Here is a 16,630-nt window from a genome sequence, read left to right as displayed (position 1 = left end):
TTTGTTTCATACAAAAAAAGGGTGAGGTTCCCCCCGCCCTTTTAGTCGACAATATCGAGGCGCACCCGCCCGTTTTGCTTGCCGCAAGCAGCATACACTACCGAGCGGATCGCTTTTGCCGTTCTTCCTTGTTTGCCAATCACTTTCCCAATATCGTCAGGATGCACCGAAAGGCGCAACACATGTGCCTTTTCTTCATGAATTTCTTCAACTTGAACTGCCTCTGGATGATCGACAAGCGACCGGGCGATATGTTCAACTAAAGCTTTCATGCTAGCCCATCCTCCTTAAGGGGTGATTACTTACCGTTTTTTTCGTTGTGTAGCTTTTCCATTAGGCCAGCGTTCGAAAACAAGCTGCGCACAGTATCAGAAGGTTTCGCGCCTTTTTTCATCCATTCTAGCGCTTTGTCTTCTTTAATGTTTACTTGAGCAGGTTGCGCGATTGGGTTGTACGTACCAATCTCTTCAATAAAGCGGCCATCACGCGGAAAGCGAGAATCGGCAACTACTACACGATAAAATGGGGCTTTCTTTGAACCCATACGTTTTAAACGAATTTTAACAGCCATTTGCTGTACACCTCCAAAAATAATTGCACACAATTTTTTATCATATCATCAATTCTAACAATCTGCAAGACAAACTGTTAAAATGGATTCCTTAATCAGAACGGGAGCTTAAGCCCGCCAAGGCCTTTGCCTCGTTTTTTCCCTTTGCCGCCTTGCATGGCGGTCATTTGTTTCATCATTTTTTTCATGTCTTCAAACTGCTTTAACAAGCGGTTGACATCTTGGATTGTCGTGCCGCTTCCCTTTGCAATACGTTTGCGGCGGCTGCCGTTTATGACGCTCGGATCTCGTTTTTCAAGAGGCGTCATTGACTTTACAATCGCTTCAACTCGAGTCAATTGCTTTTCATCGACCTTTAGGTTTTTCATGCCTTTTGCCTTATTCATCCCCGGCATCATCCCTAGCAAATCTTCAAGAGGCCCCATGCTTTTGACTTGGTCGAGCTGCTCTAGAAAATCATCGAACGTAAAGTCCATTTTGCGAAGTTTTTTCTCAAGCTCTTTTGCTTTTTCTTCATCGACATTCGCTTGCGCTTTTTCGATTAACGACAGAACATCGCCCATGCCGAGAATTCTAGAAGCCATCCTATCTGGATGGAACGGTTCTAGCTGGTCAATTTTTTCGCCCATGCCGGCAAATTTAATCGGCGTATTTGTTACCGCCTTAATGGAAATCGCAGCCCCTCCGCGGGTATCGCCATCTAGTTTCGTCAACACAGCACCTGTGACATCAAGCTGGTTGTTAAAGCTCTCTGCGACATTGACTGCATCTTGACCTGTCATCGAATCGACGACTAGCAAAATTTCATCAGGTGTGACAGCTGCTTTCATATCTTGCAGTTCCGCCATTAACGTTTCATCTACATGAAGGCGGCCAGCCGTATCAATCAACACATAATCATGATGTTCTGCTTTAGCAGTCGCAACTGCCTCTTTAGCTATGTCAACTGGATTGGCGTCCGTCCCTTTGGAAAAGACAGGCATGTTCAGTTGCTTGCCAAGCGTCTCCAACTGTTGGATAGCCGCTGGGCGGTAAACGTCACAGGCAACGAGCAGTGGCTTGCGGTTGTGCTTCTTGCGCAAATGATTGGCGAGCTTTGCCGTTGTCGTCGTTTTCCCAGCACCTTGCAAGCCTACCATCATCACCACAGTTGGCGGTTTTTGGGCAACAGCAATGTTGCTTTGCTCCGCCCCCATCAATGCGGTCAACTCTTCGTTTACGACTTTGATCACTTGCTGGCCAGGCGTTAGGCTTTTCATAACTTCTTGGCCAAGCGCCTTTTCTTTCACATTCGCAATGAATTGCTTTACGACTTTAAAGTTAACGTCCGCTTCAAGCAATGCCAACCGGACTTCTCGCATCATTTCTTTGATGTCTTGTTCGCTGACTTTGCCTTTGCCGCGAATTTTTGTCAACGTATCTTGCAGGCGCGCGGCAAGTCCTTCAAATGCCATCCAATCGCCTCCTTGAAAGGAATGCTAATCAAGTTTCTCTATACGGTCAATAAGGGAGTTGCACGCCTCGACAGCTTGATCGGAAGCAACCGCTTTGCGCAGCTCTGCTAGCAAGCTACGGCGCGTTTCAAACTTCTCAAGCAACCTCAGCTTTTGTTCGTATTCTTCAAGCATGGCTTCTGTCCGGCGAATATTGTCATAAACCGCTTGGCGGCTGACGTCATATTCGTCTGCAATTTCTCCAAGCGATAAATCATCAAGATAATAATAGGACATATAGTTGCGCTGCTTTTCGGTTAACAAGGAATGATAAAAATCAAACAAGTAGTTCATGCGTAACGTCTTATCAAGCATGCAAACCGCTCCTTGTTAAGTCTTTTCCCTTTACAATTACCGATACTACCGCAACTCATTGGTTCTGTCAAGTTTTTATCTTAACATCGAAACAGGCACTGGTCATTCTTTTTCGGCATCGATCGCGTCTTGAAACAGCCCATACACAAATTGCTCAGCGTCAAATGGCTGCAAATCGTCTTTCTGTTCACCTAGCCCGATAAACTTAACTGGCAAATCAAGCTCTTGGCGAATGGCAATGACAATGCCTCCTTTGGCCGTGCCATCAAGTTTCGTGAGGACAAGGCCGCTCACGTCAGTTGAAGCTGCAAATGCTTTCGCTTGCGACAAAGCATTTTGGCCTGTTGTCGCATCGACGACAAGCAGTACTTCGTGGGGAGCTCCTGGCACTTCCCTTTCAATGACGCGTTTTACTTTTGCCAGCTCATTCATTAAATTGACTTTGTTTTGCAGGCGCCCCGCTGTATCGCAAATAAGCACATCGGCTTTGCGGGAACGTGCCCAAGCAATCGCATCATACATGACCGCCGCCGGGTCAGAGCCTTCTTGCTGTTTAATAACTGGAACGCCAACACGTTCTCCCCAAACGTCAAGCTGGTCAATCGCACCCGCTCGGAATGTATCGCCAGCGGCGAGCACGACAGATTTTCCTTGCCCTTTTAAATAATGGGCGAGCTTGCCAATGGACGTCGTTTTGCCGACGCCATTTACGCCAACAACAAGAATGACGCTCAACCCTTCTTGTAATTGGAGCGTTGTGTCTTTATCGTCTTTTTCTAAGAGACTAGCTAGTTTTTCGGAAATGACAGGCTGTATCTCTTCGGTGTCCTTTAAGTTGCGCAAACGCACTTCTTCCTTTAATTCGTCAACAAGTTCCATTACTGTTGAAACACCGACATCGGCGCCAATCAGGATTTCCTCCAAGTCTTCAAAGAAATCTTCGTCGATTTTACGGTAGCGGGCGACAAGCTCATTGATTTTGCCCGAAAAGCTTGTCCGTGTTTTTTCTAATCCATGTTTAAATTTGTCCGCTACTTCATTCGTTTGCTGCGCCATTTTTTCTCTCAATTTTTTAAAAAAGCTCACGCATTTTCCTCCTAGCTTCCAATTAATTGGCGGGTTTCTTCCAATTTAACGGATACGAGCCGTGAAACCCCTGACTCTTCCATCGTCACACCGTAAAGGACGTCAGCCCCTTCCATTGTTCCTTTACGGTGCGTAATGACAATAAACTGCGTTTTTCGTGAGAAATCATGCAAGTACTGGGCAAAGCGGCTTACATTCGCTTCATCCAGCGCTGCTTCGACTTCATCGAGGACGCAGAAAGGAACAGGCCTAACTTGCAAGATCGCAAATAGAAGCGCGATCGCTGTCAGCGCCCTCTCTCCTCCAGAAAGCAGTCCAAGTTGCTGCCGCTTTTTTCCTGGAGGGCGAGCAATAATCTCAATTCCTGTTGTTAATAAATCGTCTTTGTTCGTCAATACGAGATCCGCATCGCCCCCGCCAAATAGTTTCGTAAACACGGTTTGAAAGTGAGCCCGGATGTTCGCAAACGTCTCACCAAAGCGTTTGGACATTTCTTCGTCCATCTCTGCAATTGCCTGATCGAGTGAAACCCTTGCCTCGAGGAGATCACTTTTTTGTTCACGCAAAAACTCATACCTCTCCCGGACACGGGCATATTCTTCAATCGCGCCTAAATTGACTGTTCCTAGTTCATCGATTGAACGTTTCACCAATGATAGCCGCATTTTCGCTTGTTCCAAAGGCTGGGAAAGCGGGTAGCGGCTTGCCGCTGCTTCATAGGAAAGTTCATACTCTTCACGGAGGCGATTTAGGCGATAGTCCAAGTCGACATCAAGTCGATTGACACGCACTTCTAGCTTCTGGCTTTCCTCTAGTAAGTAGGAATGTTCACCTTGGGCGCTCTTCGTTTCTGCTTCAAGTTGTTTGTAACGGTCATTCAACGCTGCTTCTTTTTCTTCCAGCTCTGCAAGCTTTGCTGCCAAAGCCTGTTTTTCCTGCTTTCCAGCAGCAATTTGTTCAGCAAGGGATTCGGATGTATGCGCTTGTTCATCAGCACTGCTCGTCACAAGGGCTAAATGCTCTTTCGCCTGCAACAACTCTTGTTGTTCTTTTTGAAGAGCCGCTGCTAATTCTTGACGCTGTGCGTCAACGTATTGGAGCTGTTGTTTCGTTTCCGCACGTGTGACTCGGAGTTCCGTTAGCTTTGCTTGCCATTCTTCTTTGGATTGTTGCTCAGATGCCAGTCGTGCTTCCAACTGTTTTATTTTTTCTTCTAAGCGCATTGACTCAGCAATCGCTTTTTTTTCGGCTTCTTCAATTTCCAGAAAGCGGTCTAGCGTTTTGGCTTCTTCCGCATCTTGTTCTTTGGATTGCTGTTCGATCCGCTCCACTTCCTGCCTAGCACGTTCATAGGCAATGCTTGCTTCTTGGTAAGCACGTTGAGCTTCTTCAAGCGTTTCTTGTGCTTGCGCTTTTTGCGCTTCACCTTTAGCAATCGTTTCTTGCAGCTGTTGGCGCCGTTCTTTGTCATGCTTTACTTGTTTTTCTAAATCGCGAATCGCCTCTTCTAACTTGGTCTTTTTGGCGTCCAGTTCTTCTTTTTCCCGCTTTCGCCCAAGTAAGGAGGACTGATTTTGCTTTGCGCTGCCTCCAGTCATTGACCCGCCTGGATTGACAATATCTCCTTCTAGCGTGACAACACGGAAACGATGGCCACTGCGCTTGGCGATTTTGTTTGCTTGCGGAAGCGTCTCCGCCAATATGGTCGAACCGAGCAAAAAGCCGACAGCCTGCTTATGTTCAGGCTTAGCTCCGACGACATCTGCAGCGATCCCTAAGTAGCCTGGCTCATTCGCTATCGCCGTTATAACTGCTTCTGGAACGACACGAGCTTTGACCGTAGTTAGCGGTAAAAACGTTGCCCGGCCTAGGCGCCGTTGTTTCAAAAACGAGATCGCTTCTCTCGCAGCAGCCTCGTCGTCGACAACCACGTATTGCGCTTGGGCGCCGAGCACCAATTCTATAGCCGCTTCAAACTTTTTAGGCACACTTATTAATTCGGCGGCTGCGCCAACGATGCCTGGAAGGGACGATCCCCGCTGTTTTAAAATTTCTTTTACGCCTTGGAAGAAACCGGCATATTCAGCTTCCATTTCTTGGAGCACTTCGCGCCGGGAAGTGATTTTTTGCAACAACCCATAGGCTTCATACAGTTTTGCCTCTCGTTTATAGTAGCGGTTTTTAACTGTTTCTTCTTCAGATAGGTAACGATGTTGCGTCATTTTTGCTTCAGCAAAAGACTGTTCAGCCGCTTTAAGCACCTGTGCCCGTTCAGCTGCCTCTTGCTCTAGCTGTTGCGCTTCTTTTTTGCTAGCTGCAGCCGCCGACTCTGCCCGGCGTGCATTGCGTTGTTTTTGCTGCAGCTGTTCCTCCAAGTAACGCCGTTCATTCCGAAGCGATGCCTGTTCATTCAGCCATTCAATGTAATCGCCTTTTGCGTCTTCCAATTCGCTGCTTACGTCTTCTTTTGAACGCGTTAAATGGCGTTCCGCCTCATCAAAGTTCGCCTTTAATTCGTCGTCTTTCTGTTTGACCGCCTCATATTGTTTTAACAGTTCGTCCAGCTTTTGTTGCAACGCTATTTTATTAGCTTCACGCTCTTTTATCGCCTCGATCAGCTGTTCTTCATTATGGAGGGCATGCTTTTTTCGTTCTTCCAGTACGCCGCGGCGCCCTTCATTTTTTTCAAGCGCTTCGCTCACTTCTAACCGTTTCTTATGGAGGTCCGCTGCCGTTTGCCGGATAGCGGCATGTTCTTCACGGTAAGCTGCAAGCTTTTCTTCAGCCTTTTCTAAGCTGTCCTTGCGCGCTTGCAGCTGCTCTTTTAACTTTTTTAGCTTGTCAGACTCCGATGTCCAGTTTTCGTAAAGCTCTGTAATTTCCTGCGCAATCACTTGTATATCTAATGTCCGTTGTTCTTCGGCCAACAATTTGTACTCTTCGGCAATGGATGCTTGTTCGCGGAGTGGCTCAACTTGTTCTTCTAATTCATTTAAAATGTCGGCGACACGGACTAAGTTTTCTTCCGTTTGCTCTAGCCGCTTCACAGCTTTGTTTTTCCTTGTTTTATATTTAAGCACACCTGCTGCTTCTTCAAAAATTGTTCGCCGTTCTTCAGCCTTGCTGCTTAAAATTTCCTCGATTTTTCCTTGACCGATAATGGAGTACGCTTCCCGGCCAAGGCCAGAGTCCAGGAACAAATCGACAATGTCTTTTAAACGGCACGAGTTGCGGTTAATTAAGTATTCGCTTTCCCCTGAGCGGTACAAACGCCTCGTTACGCTTACTTCGCTGTAGTCAATCGCCAAATGGCCATCTTCATTATCGAGAATGAGTGAAACCTCGGCCATATTTACAGCTTTACGAGAATCACTTCCTGCAAAAATAATGTCTTCCATTTTTGCGCCTCGGAGCGAACGGGCGCTCTGTTCGCCGAGCACCCAACGGACCGCATCGGCAATATTGCTTTTTCCACTGCCATTCGGCCCAACAACTGCTGTGACGCCTGGCACAAAATCTACTAGTATCGGTTCTGCAAAAGACTTAAATCCTTTTACTTCAAGTCGCTTGAGGAACATCTTCATCCCCACTTTCTGGAACTGCCATCGCTGCGTTACCTAGGTCGGATCAACGATACCCGGTAAACTGTATAACTCTATTAGTTTATCACACAAAAAAACAGCTGGAAATATGAATTGCCTGTTTCCCCTTTGATTTGGTAAGGTAGAGATCAGTAGGTATTGCAAAGGAGGATTCACTTGGCTTCATTAACACTTGAAGAAATTGAAACGATGCTTGATGACATGAAAAAGAAACTGAATGTTGTTAACGCCAGCGTCATTACAAGCGACAGTGTTAGCCCCGCTAAACATGACGACTTAATTGCGTTGCACGCTCATGTGATGCGGCGCCCGTCCTTCTCGATTAGCGAGATGGACGAAATTGTCCAGGAACTTGGCCAGCTTCGAGGTAGAAAAAGCTAGAAAAAAGGAGGCATGATCCGCTTCCTTTTTTCTAGCTTTCTTTTTGGTTGAGCGCAAGCAGCGCTTGTTTCGCAGCTAGCTGCTCAGCTTCTTTTTTGGAGCGCCCTGTCCCTGTGCCAATTGTTTCCTCATTTAGCTGCACATCTGAGACAAATTCACGATCGTGGGCAGGCCCTCTTTCTTGGACAATTAAATAACGAATTTGGCCGCGGTTATCCCGTTGCACAAATTCTTGCAGTTGACTTTTAAAATCCATCTTGTATGTGAACGCGCCCTCTTTAATTTTCGGATACATAAAACGCGCCAAAAACATAAACACAGGCTCAAGCCCTTGATCCATATAAAGGGCACCAATAAATGCCTCAAACACATCTGCAAGGAGCGCAGGGCGTGTTCGTCCCCCTGTCACTTCCTCCCCTTTGCCAAGAAGGACAAGTTTGCCGAACTGCAACTCTTCGGCAAAACGGGCTAAGGATGGTTCGCATACGATCGAAGCGCGCAATTTCGTCATATCGCCTTCGCTCATATTTTTGTACGTTTTAAATAAATATTGGGAGACAGCCAATTCTAAAACAGCATCGCCAAGAAATTCCAAACGTTCATTATCCGATGATGAAAAAATTCGTTGTTCATTCACATACGAGGAATGGGTAAATGCTTGAATCAGTAGTTTGCGGTTTTCAAACGTTAGACCCGTCCGGACAAGGAGGTCGTCAAACTGCTTTTTTTGTTCTTCCGTCAGCTCTAACCGCCGCTGACTCCGTTTTCGCTCGCCTGACCGAGGCTTGCGTTGGTACTTCGATGATTGTGCCATAATTCCCTCCAAACAATGGAGCTACTCATTTTGCAACATGCGTATTCATAGTGCTCATTGTTGATTGTAACAGAATCCCGCGGCCTTGTGGAGCTTCCTTTTGTGTGAAGATGTGAAAAGAGCCCCCTTTTGCAAGGGGCCCTTTTCTCGCGGTTATTGGTTGTTATTTATGTAATCGACAACATCTTTAACCGTTGCAATTTTTTCTGCGTCTTCATCAGCAATTTCCATGTCAAACTCATCTTCAAGCTCCATAACAAGCTCAACGACATCAAGAGAATCAGCTTTTAAATCTTCTTTAAAAGAAGACTCTAGTTTTACTTCTGATTCTTCGACACCTAGACGGTCAACGATGATTTTTGTAACACGCTCCATGACATCTGCCAAAACGTTCACCTCCTCCCAAAAGTATCAGCACAAGAATTGTACCGACAGAGTGTAAGCCTGTCAAGCTGGCTCTTATTTAAGGCATGACCATGCCGCCGTCAACGTGGATTGTTTGGCCGGTTAAGTAAGCGGCGTCATCGCTTGCCAAAAACCGAACAACACGAGCGATATCCTCTGGTTCACCAAGCTTCGCCAATGGGATTTGTTTAAGCAGCTGTTCCTTTGTTTCGCTTGCTAGCTCATCTGTCATATCTGTCGTAATAAAGCCGGGCGCCACCGCATTGACAAGAATGCCTCGCCCTGCCAATTCCCGCGCCAAAGACTTAGTCAAGCCAATGACACCTGCTTTGGCGGCAACATAATTCGCTTGCCCAGCGTTACCCATTACGCCAACGACAGACGAGACATTGATGATTCTGCCAGCACGTTGTTTCATCATTTGCCGGCTGACTGCTTTCGCGCAATGGAACACCCCTTTTAAGTTGGTATCAATGACGGCATCCCAATCGTCTTCTTTCATTCTCATTAGCAAGTTATCGCGCGTAATGCCGGCATTGTTCACTAAAATATCAATTGAATGAAAGCGGCCAATCGCTTCTTTCATCATCGCTGCGACTTCCCTTTCGGAGGCAACGTCAGCCTGATACGCAAACGCCTCTTGGCCAAGCGCTTTAATGTTGGCGACTACTTCTTCAGCACGGTCTCGATTTCCTGCATAATTGACGACGATATTCGCCCCTTTGGCAGCAAGTTCAAGGGCGATCGCTTTGCCAATTCCACGTGAAGCGCCTGTTACAACGGCCGTTTTTCCTGTTAACATGAATGCTTGTCTCCTTTCAGCGCAGCCGCCATCTTTTCAAATGACTCGCGGTCGCTGACAGCAAATGTCCGCAAGTTGCGGTCAATTTTACGAACCAATCCACACAATACATTGCCTGCGCCAATTTCAATAAATGTGTCGACACCGAGTTCAATCATGCGGCGTACGCTCTCTTCAAAACGTACTGGTGAATAAATTTGTTCGGCAAGCTGTTCGCGAATGACTTCAGGGGCATCTGTCACTTCAGCGGTCACGTTCGCGATCAGTGGAACAGTCGGATTGGCAAATGGCGTTTGCTCTAATGCTTGTTTGAATTGATTGGCCGCAGGCTTCATCAACGACGAATGGAATGGCCCGCTGACGGCAAGTGGCAAGACACGCTTGGCCCCTTTTTGTTTTGCTAATACTGCTGCTTGTTCAATTCCTTTCGCAGTCCCTGACAGGACAATTTGCCCTGGACAATTCAAATTGGCAAGTTCAGCAACTTCGCCGTCCGCTGCAATTTCGGAAGCCACTTCCTCAAGCTCCTCTTTATTTAAGCCGAGTACCGCTGCCATCGCCCCTTGTCCTTGTGGCACAGCTTCCTCCATGAGTGTCCCCCGTTGATGAACAAGTGTGACCGCATCTTCAAATGTAAGGGACTTACATGCCACTAAAGCGGAATACTCCCCTAGGCTATGGCCTGCAACAAAATCTGCTTGAATGTCAGCGTCGCGGAACAATTGGAGGACTGCAGTGCTCATCGTCACTAAAGCAGGTTGGGCATAAGCCGTTTGTTTCAGCTTGTCTTCTGGTCCATGTTCGATGATCTCTGAAAGAGGAAAACCAAGCGCTTGGTCAGCCCGCTCAAGCACTTCCTTTGCCATCAAATCTTCAGCAAAAAGCGTTGCTCCCATGCCAACTTTTTGTGAGCCTTGTCCAGGAAATAAAAAGGCAACTTTCCCCACTTTACTCTCCCCCATTTTCTAATTTTTGTGTGATCGCCCTTGTCACCTCATTGTCGACCATTTCTTTCGCCTGGCGTATTGCATGAAAAACCGCATTCGCATCTGATGAGCCATGGGCTTTTATTACAGGCGCTTTTAGGCCAAATAACCCAGCACCACCGTACTCCGAGTAATCCATTTTCTCTTTAAGATTGCGGAATTGGGGCTTGAGCATACCCGCTGCAAGCTTAGCAGGCAATGAGCTTGTCAATTGCTCTTTGAGCAGTGAGAAGACCATTTTCGCTGTCCCTTCCACGCTTTTTAAAACGACATTTCCCGAAAAGCCGTCGCAAACGACGATATCGCAGACGCCTGCAAACAAATCCCTTGCTTCGACATTGCCGATAAAATGAAGGGAGCTGTTTTCAAGAAGCTGGTACGCTTGTTTCGTCAACTCCGTGCCTTTTCCAGCCTCTGTGCCGACGTTCAGGAGGCCGATGCGTGGATTCTTTTGTTGATAGACGTTGCGTCGATACGCATCGCCGATGATTGCGTATTGGAGCAAGTGTTCAGGACTGGCGTCCATATTGGCACCAGCATCGAGGAGCAAAAAGCCATTGCCGTCTTTCGTTGGCAACGTTGGCGCCAACCCTGGGCGCTCGACGCCTTTAATGCGCCCGACATAAAGAAGACCTGCCGTCATGAGCGCACCTGTGTTTCCAGAAGAAATACACGCATCAGCGCGGCCTTCTTTTACTTCTTTTACACAAAGCACCATCGATGCCTCTTTTTTACGGCGGACAGCTGTTGTCGGCTTGTCCGTGTCCTCGATTTTTTCAGTCGTATGTATGACAGTTAGGCGTGTAGTGTCGGTAAGATGTGGTCTAATTTGTTCTTCATTGCCGATAAGGGTGACCTCAAGCTCTGGAAATGCCTGAACCGCCCGAATCGCCGCTTCGACGTGTGCTTTAGGCGCATTGTCTCCCCCCATGGCATCCAAAGCTATTCTCATTGCTGTGGCCTCTCTTCCGTTTCGTTTTGCTGAAACATCGCGAATTCACCAGTAAACACGACTTCCTGGTTTACATGGCTTGTCACTAGAATCCGTGTACGCCCGCTCCCTTTTCCAGCCATTTCTGCTTTCGCAACGACACGTTCGCCTACACGGACGGGTCTAGTAAACTGAATAGACGCTTTGGCGGTAAGGACGAATTCATTGTTCACGAGTGCTACAGCCAAGGAATTTGCCTGTGCAAACAAATGGTGGCCTCTGGCGATGCCGCTCCTTTCAAACACGTGCTCCGGCCCAACATCAAAGATGGAAATGGCACGCTCTTCAAGGACAAGATCGACAATCTCGCCAAAGACTTCTTCAGGCGCTAAAGAAATAACCGAGTCTCGTTGTTTGTAGGCAACGTCTTTAATGCGTTCCCGTAGTTCTGGAATGTTTTGTTCCATTCGGTCAAGACGAATCGTTTGGATGCTGACGCCAAAGTGGGCCGACAACTCTTCGTCGGTCATAAAAGGGTTCCCTTCAAGCAGCTCCATCAACAGCCGTTGCCGTTCTTTCTTTTTTATCTTCATCTCCACACCGCCTGTATTCCACATTTCCATTTCAGAATTAAGACTAGGTACTAAGACTAGTATATAGATCTTCAGCGTAGGATTCAACCTTTAATCGAGCTTGACTTCATCGAAGGCTCCTGTTTTTTTCAAGTAATCATAGAGCAACCTGTACTCTGGATCTGTTTTCAGGACATTCGCTTTAAAAATACGGTCAGCATCTTGGCGCGCTGCTTCCAATGTCCGGTAATCGTGGACGACATCAGCAAGTTTAAAATCGGGAAGACCGCTCTGTTTCGAACCAAAAAAATCACCTGGACCCCGCAATTCTAGATCTCGCTCTGACAAAACGAAACCATCGCTTGTCTCTGTCATAATCCGCATCCGTTCTTTGCCAACTTCTGTCTTCGGTTGAGCAACTAAAATACAATAGGATTTTTCATCGCCTCGTCCTACGCGGCCTCGTAATTGATGAAGTTGGGCAAGGCCAAATCGGTCGGCATCGTAAATGACCATAACGGTTGCATTCGGCACATTGACGCCAACTTCGACGACCGTTGTTGAAACTAAAATATGCAATTCATTGCGCGCAAAAGCGGCCATAACTGCCTCTTTTTCAGCAGCTTGTAAACGCCCGTGCATTAATCCAACTTGGGCGTCTCCTTGAAAATGGGCAGTTAGCATGCTATGAAAATCAATTGCGTTTTGCACATCAAGCTTTTCGGATTCTTCAATCAGAGGGCAAATCACATACGCTTGGCGGCCTTTCTTGACTTCTTTGCGCACAAATTCAAGCACACGCTCTAACATCTCGTGCTGGACCCAATACGTTTCAATTGGCTTTCTGCCAGCAGGCATTTCATCAAGCACCGATACATCCATATCACCAAAAACTGAAATCGCCAGCGTTCGTGGGATAGGCGTGGCCGTCATAAACAATACATCTGGATGTTCGCCCTTATCGCGAAGGATGCGGCGCTGTTCCACCCCAAAACGGTGCTGTTCATCGGTAATAACGAGGGAGAGTGTAGAAAAGACAACATCTTCCTGGATGAGGGCGTGTGTGCCGATGACAATATCCACTTCTCCTTTGGCGATTTGTTCAAGCACTTCACGGCGTTTTTTGCCTTTGACACTGCCAACGAGCAACGCCGTTTTTAGGCCGAGTGGCTCAAACCACGCTTCAATCGTTGTAGCATGCTGTTCAGCAAGAATTTCAGTTGGCGCCATTAATGCACATTGACCGCCAGCTCCGACAACTCCGGCCATACATGCCGCCGCAACAGCTGTTTTTCCTGAGCCAACATCTCCTTGCAAGAGACGGTTCATCCTTAACGGTGAGCGGATGTCTGACACAATATCAGCAACCGCGCGCTGTTGAGCGCCTGTAAGGGGGAACGGCAATAAAGAAGTAAATGCGGCAATATCATCCTCTTTTACGTCAAGCTGCCTCCCGCCTTGCTGGTTGCGAATCGCTTCTTTAAAAGCGCGCATTTTCAATTGAAACAAAAGCAGCTCCTCATACACATAACGTCGTCTTGCCTGCTTCGTTGCTTCTCGATTGAGGGGATAGTGAAGATGGCGGAGCGCTTCGCCTTTGCCCATCAACTTATAGCGTTTACGAATGCTTTCAGGCAATGGGTCTTCAATTTGGCTACCGTACGCAGAGAAGGCGGCAGCAATCCATTTTTGCAATGCCTTGCTTGTCACTTTGCCTGAACTGTGATAAACAGGTTCGAGGTTGCCTTCCCGTTCAACGATGCCGAATTTTAATTCAGACCCTGTAATGGTCAGCCGGTGCGCGTCCCATTTCCCAGTGACGGTCACGTCCATTCCAGGCTGAAGCTTGCTCTTTAAAAACGCGCGGTTAAAGAAAGTGGCTGTCACCAACACGCCATCCACTTCGATCCGAAACGTCAGCCTGTTTTTATTTTTGCCATAGTAGCGGACGCTCGCTTCATTTTGGATTTTACCCGCCATAGTCACACGTTCATCATGGGCTGCTTCTGTAGGCTGTTTGAGGGCATAATCCTCGTAACGGAACGGAAAATACTCAAGCAAATCGCCAACTGTAAAAATGCCCATTTTATTGAGCAATTTTCCGCTTTCTTCGCCAACGCCTTTTATGGCTGTTACATCAAGCGTGCCAATGCTCATTTCGTTTGTTTCGTTCTCCTACCAAAAATCTCCGCTTCAAGCTTGCGGCCAGTTGGCGTTGCCGCAAGTCCGCCCTCTCCTGTCTCCCGCAGTGCTTCTGGCATCGTTTGGCCAATTTTATACATGGCATCAATGACTTCATCGCAAGGGATGCGGCTCTCGATGCCAGCTAAAGCCATATCCGCCGCCGTGATTGCAAGGGAAGCGCCTGCAGCATTCCGCTTCACACAAGGCACCTCGACTAAGCCGGCAACTGGATCGCACACTAAGCCGAGCATATTTTTTAAAGCAATTGCCATTGCATGGGCGCTTTGCCTAGGAGTCCCGCCAGCCAGTTCGACTAGCGCTGCTGCTGCCATACCCGTTGCCGATCCTACTTCGGCCTGGCACCCGCCAGCAGCCCCGGAAATAGAAGCATTGTTTGCGACAACAAAGCCAAACGCGCCGCTTGTAAATAAAAAGTTGAGCTTTTGTTCTTCCGTAGGCTTCAGCTTATGGGCGACACCAAACAACACACCAGGAACAACGCCAGCCGAACCTGCAGTTGGCGTCGCGCAAATTGTCCCCATTGCCGCGTTCACTTCATTGGTTGCCATCGCCCCCGCCACAGCCAAAAGTGTCGTCTCACCGCCAATCATTGTCCCGTTTTTCACATAAGCAGCCAGCTTCTTGCCGTCACCGCCAGTCAGCCCAGAAACGGATACGACGTCTTCGTGGATCCCCCGTTCTACTGCTTGCTCCATGACCAGCAATTGCCCGCGCATCTGTTCAATAATTTGGCGCCTCTCTCTACCAGTCACTTCGATTTCTTGGGTGATCATCACTTCCGAGATGGGCATATTGGCCTGTTCCGCTTTCGTAACTAATTCTTCGACATTTTTAAACAAACGGATCCCCTCCCTTTAATCGTGGATTTTCGAGACATGGGTAATATGAGGGAGCCTCTCTAGTTCCAAAAGCAGCGCTTTATCGACATTTTGGTCGACTTCTATAACCATTAACGCGGTTTCCCCTTTTTCTTTACGCGACACTTCCATATGCCCGATATTCAATTGATGTTTTGCAAGGAGGTTGCTCACTGCGGCAATCACGCCATAACGGTCAAGATGGGCAACCAATATAGCCGGGTGGTTCCCCGATAAACGGAGTTCGAATCCGTTCAACTCGACTATTTCAATTTTGCCTCCGCCAATCGAAACGCCGACAAGGTCTAAGCGTTTATCGCCTTTTGTTAGCTTGATCCGGCATGTGTTGGGGTGGTGGACGACGGCTTCTTCCTCATGGAGATGAACGTCCATTGCTGCTTCTTTTGCATGGTTGAAAGCATCACGGATGCGCTCGTCGTTTGTTTCGTAGTCAAGCAAACCACCTACAACGGCCACATCCGTTCCGTGCCCACGGTACGTTTTCGCAAAAGAGCCGTAGAAATGTACATCTGCCCGTTCAGGGACTTCAGCAAAAAGGGCACGCGCCACTTTGCCAATCCGTGCCGCTCCAGCAGTGTGAGAACTCGAGGGGCCGATCATGACAGGGCCGATAATATCAAAAACCGTCCGATATTTCATTACCATCCCTCCATTTTTAAGGAAAAAGAAGACTGCCATCTTCTTATGGGGAATGGGCAGCCTTCGATTTTTACTTTTGCTCCGCTTCTGTCATTGACAGCGAAACCGTCCCAGGACCAACATGAGCGCCAATGACTGCGCCAATTTCTGTAACCGTCAGCGACTGTACTTGAAAACGGGTTTTCACCTCATTGGCCAGCTCATTTGCAAGCGTCTCATTGACAGCATGGGAAATGCCGACATGGACGTTCTTATTGCCGTATCCTTCTTCAAGCAAAGCAAGCATTTTTGCGATTGCCTTTTTCTGCCCTCTTACTTTTTCTTTGGCATACACTTCACCGTCCTCTGACAAGGAAAGAAGTGGTTTCATTTTTAACAACGTGCCAATAAGGGCAGACGCCTTGCCGATCCGGCCATTCTTTTCCAAGAACTCGAGCGTGTCCACTAAGAAATAAACAGTCGTTTGCTCAAGCAGTTCTTCAAAGCGCTTTTGGCATTCTGCCAGTGTGGCCCCTTTTGCCGCCAGTTTTGCCACTTCAACGACAATAATTCCGATCGCATACGAAGCGCGCTTGGAATCATATACATGAACATCCAGTTCTCCCTTGAGGGACTCTTTCGCAATTAGAGCCGCTTGTAGCGTACCGCTCATTTTTGCAGAAAGATGAATCGACATAATTTCCTTTGCGCCATCTTTTTCCAGGCTACGGTACAATTCCTCAAATTGGTTTGGCGATGGCTGCGACGTTTTCGGCATTTCACTCGCTTGCTGCAATTTTTGATAGAATGCAGGCGGTGTCAACGTGACACCATCCTCGAATTGCTCATTGCCAAAATGAACGTTGAGCGGAATAACGGTAATTCCATGTGCTTCTGCTAACTCCTTAGGAATGTCTGCCGTGCTGTCTGTGACAATTTTCACCTTTTCCAAACGATCCCCTCCCGTTATC

General features: G+C 47.6%; 17 protein-coding genes. 1 reads left to right on the top strand and 16 read right to left on the bottom strand.

All coding sequences use genetic code 11. From position 1 onward, the window contains the following. Nucleotides 1-41: 41 nt before the first annotated feature. From BC8716_RS16565 to smc, 6 genes are all read right to left on the bottom strand, one after another. The gene (locus BC8716_RS16565; protein ID WP_035201492.1) at nucleotides 42-272 is read right to left on the bottom strand and encodes a KH domain-containing protein; all 231 of its coding nucleotides are present in this window, start codon (nucleotides 270-272) and stop codon (nucleotides 42-44) included. A 26-nt stretch (nucleotides 273-298) separates the two neighbouring features. Beyond that, complete coding sequence (gene rpsP, locus BC8716_RS16560) at nucleotides 299-571, bottom strand: 30S ribosomal protein S16 (RefSeq protein WP_011247136.1); 273 nt, start codon at nucleotides 569-571, stop codon at nucleotides 299-301. A gap of 95 nt (nucleotides 572-666) precedes the next feature. Continuing rightward, the gene (ffh, locus tag BC8716_RS16555; RefSeq protein WP_094427471.1) at nucleotides 667-2,025 is read right to left on the bottom strand and encodes a signal recognition particle protein; all 1,359 of its coding nucleotides are present in this window, start codon (nucleotides 2,023-2,025) and stop codon (nucleotides 667-669) included. 24 nt (nucleotides 2,026-2,049) lie between these two features. Continuing rightward, nucleotides 2,050-2,379: a putative DNA-binding protein gene (locus BC8716_RS16550; RefSeq protein WP_094427469.1), complete on the bottom strand. Its 330-nt coding sequence runs from the start codon at nucleotides 2,377-2,379 to the stop codon at nucleotides 2,050-2,052. Nucleotides 2,380-2,481: 102 nt separating this feature from the next. Further along, the gene (gene ftsY / locus BC8716_RS16545; protein ID WP_011247139.1) at nucleotides 2,482-3,465 is read right to left on the bottom strand and encodes a signal recognition particle-docking protein FtsY; all 984 of its coding nucleotides are present in this window, start codon (nucleotides 3,463-3,465) and stop codon (nucleotides 2,482-2,484) included. 11 nt (nucleotides 3,466-3,476) lie between these two features. Continuing rightward, nucleotides 3,477-7,043: a chromosome segregation protein SMC gene (gene smc / locus BC8716_RS16540; RefSeq protein ID WP_094427466.1), complete on the bottom strand. Its 3,567-nt coding sequence runs from the start codon at nucleotides 7,041-7,043 to the stop codon at nucleotides 3,477-3,479. Nucleotides 7,044-7,223: 180 nt separating this feature from the next. Here smc and BC8716_RS16535 point away from each other — a divergent pair, with 180 nt between their 5' ends. Then, a complete protein-coding gene (locus tag BC8716_RS16535; RefSeq protein ID WP_062750716.1) occupies nucleotides 7,224-7,448 on the top strand; it encodes a DUF1128 domain-containing protein in 225 nt (74 codons plus the stop codon). Nucleotides 7,449-7,479: 31 nt separating this feature from the next. Here BC8716_RS16535 and rnc read toward each other — a convergent pair whose 3' ends face one another. The 10 genes from rnc to BC8716_RS16485 form a co-directional block, all read right to left on the bottom strand. Then, on the bottom strand, nucleotides 7,480-8,262 hold the full coding sequence (gene rnc, locus BC8716_RS16530) for a ribonuclease III (protein WP_011247142.1): 783 nt from the start codon (nucleotides 8,260-8,262) through the stop codon (nucleotides 7,480-7,482). A gap of 153 nt (nucleotides 8,263-8,415) precedes the next feature. Next, on the bottom strand, nucleotides 8,416-8,649 hold the full coding sequence (gene acpP, locus BC8716_RS16525; protein ID WP_011247143.1) for an acyl carrier protein: 234 nt from the start codon (nucleotides 8,647-8,649) through the stop codon (nucleotides 8,416-8,418). A 76-nt stretch (nucleotides 8,650-8,725) separates the two neighbouring features. Further along, nucleotides 8,726-9,469 (bottom strand): 3-oxoacyl-[acyl-carrier-protein] reductase, encoded by a 744-nt coding sequence (fabG, locus tag BC8716_RS16520; protein WP_094427463.1) that lies wholly within the window; start codon nucleotides 9,467-9,469, stop codon nucleotides 8,726-8,728. Next, nucleotides 9,463-10,416, bottom strand: coding sequence for an ACP S-malonyltransferase (gene fabD / locus BC8716_RS16515; RefSeq protein WP_094427461.1), 954 nt, complete (start codon nucleotides 10,414-10,416; stop codon nucleotides 9,463-9,465). Before fabD ends, fabG begins: the two co-directional genes overlap by 7 nt. A 1-nt stretch (nucleotide 10,417) precedes the next feature. Continuing rightward, nucleotides 10,418-11,407: a phosphate acyltransferase PlsX gene (plsX, locus tag BC8716_RS16510; RefSeq protein WP_094427458.1), complete on the bottom strand. Its 990-nt coding sequence runs from the start codon at nucleotides 11,405-11,407 to the stop codon at nucleotides 10,418-10,420. Continuing rightward, nucleotides 11,404-11,979 carry a transcription factor FapR gene (gene fapR / locus BC8716_RS16505; RefSeq protein ID WP_094427456.1) on the bottom strand — a complete coding sequence of 192 codons (576 nt, stop codon included), beginning with the start codon at nucleotides 11,977-11,979 and terminating at the stop codon, nucleotides 11,404-11,406. The genes plsX and fapR overlap by 4 nt, the downstream gene beginning before the upstream one ends. Nucleotides 11,980-12,069: 90 nt before the next feature. After that, on the bottom strand, nucleotides 12,070-14,115 hold the full coding sequence (gene recG, locus BC8716_RS16500) for an ATP-dependent DNA helicase RecG (protein WP_094427453.1): 2,046 nt from the start codon (nucleotides 14,113-14,115) through the stop codon (nucleotides 12,070-12,072). After that, nucleotides 14,112-15,002 carry an L-serine ammonia-lyase, iron-sulfur-dependent, subunit alpha gene (gene sdaAA / locus BC8716_RS16495; protein ID WP_035201509.1) on the bottom strand — a complete coding sequence of 297 codons (891 nt, stop codon included), beginning with the start codon at nucleotides 15,000-15,002 and terminating at the stop codon, nucleotides 14,112-14,114. Before sdaAA ends, recG begins: the two co-directional genes overlap by 4 nt. A 15-nt stretch (nucleotides 15,003-15,017) precedes the next feature. After that, entirely contained in the window at nucleotides 15,018-15,680 is a 663-nt protein-coding gene (gene sdaAB / locus BC8716_RS16490; RefSeq protein ID WP_094427451.1) for an L-serine ammonia-lyase, iron-sulfur-dependent subunit beta, read from the bottom strand. Nucleotides 15,681-15,750: 70 nt separating this feature from the next. Then, nucleotides 15,751-16,602, bottom strand: coding sequence for a DegV family protein (locus tag BC8716_RS16485; RefSeq protein ID WP_322500143.1), 852 nt, complete (start codon nucleotides 16,600-16,602; stop codon nucleotides 15,751-15,753). Between the last annotated feature and the right edge of the window lie 28 nt (nucleotides 16,603-16,630).

This window comes from Shouchella clausii, assembly GCF_002250115.1.
GTDB classification, from domain to species: Bacteria; Bacillota; Bacilli; order Bacillales; family Bacillaceae_D; genus Shouchella; species Shouchella clausii.
This window is presented reverse-complemented; position numbering and strand designations above follow the sequence as displayed.

Excerpts from the sequence above, each read along its gene's own strand:
- plsX (WP_094427458.1), bottom strand. The coding sequence starts at position 11,407 with ATGAGAATAGCTTTGGATGCCATGGGGGGAGACAATGCGCCTAAAGCA.
- BC8716_RS16550 (WP_094427469.1), bottom strand. The coding sequence starts at position 2,379 with ATGCTTGATAAGACGTTACGCATGAACTACTTGTTTGATTTTTATCAT.
- BC8716_RS16565 (WP_035201492.1), bottom strand. The coding sequence starts at position 272 with ATGAAAGCTTTAGTTGAACATATCGCCCGGTCGCTTGTCGATCATCCA.
- smc (WP_094427466.1), bottom strand. The coding sequence starts at position 7,043 with ATGTTCCTCAAGCGACTTGAAGTAAAAGGATTTAAGTCTTTTGCAGAA.
- ffh (WP_094427471.1), bottom strand. The coding sequence starts at position 2,025 with ATGGCATTTGAAGGACTTGCCGCGCGCCTGCAAGATACGTTGACAAAA.
- fapR (WP_094427456.1), bottom strand. The coding sequence starts at position 11,979 with ATGAAGATAAAAAAGAAAGAACGGCAACGGCTGTTGATGGAGCTGCTT.
- rnc (WP_011247142.1), bottom strand. The coding sequence starts at position 8,262 with ATGGCACAATCATCGAAGTACCAACGCAAGCCTCGGTCAGGCGAGCGA.
- sdaAB (WP_094427451.1), bottom strand. The coding sequence starts at position 15,680 with ATGAAATATCGGACGGTTTTTGATATTATCGGCCCTGTCATGATCGGC.
- recG (WP_094427453.1), bottom strand. The coding sequence starts at position 14,115 with ATGAGCATTGGCACGCTTGATGTAACAGCCATAAAAGGCGTTGGCGAA.
- rpsP (WP_011247136.1), bottom strand. The coding sequence starts at position 571 with ATGGCTGTTAAAATTCGTTTAAAACGTATGGGTTCAAAGAAAGCCCCA.
- fabG (WP_094427463.1), bottom strand. The coding sequence starts at position 9,469 with ATGTTAACAGGAAAAACGGCCGTTGTAACAGGCGCTTCACGTGGAATT.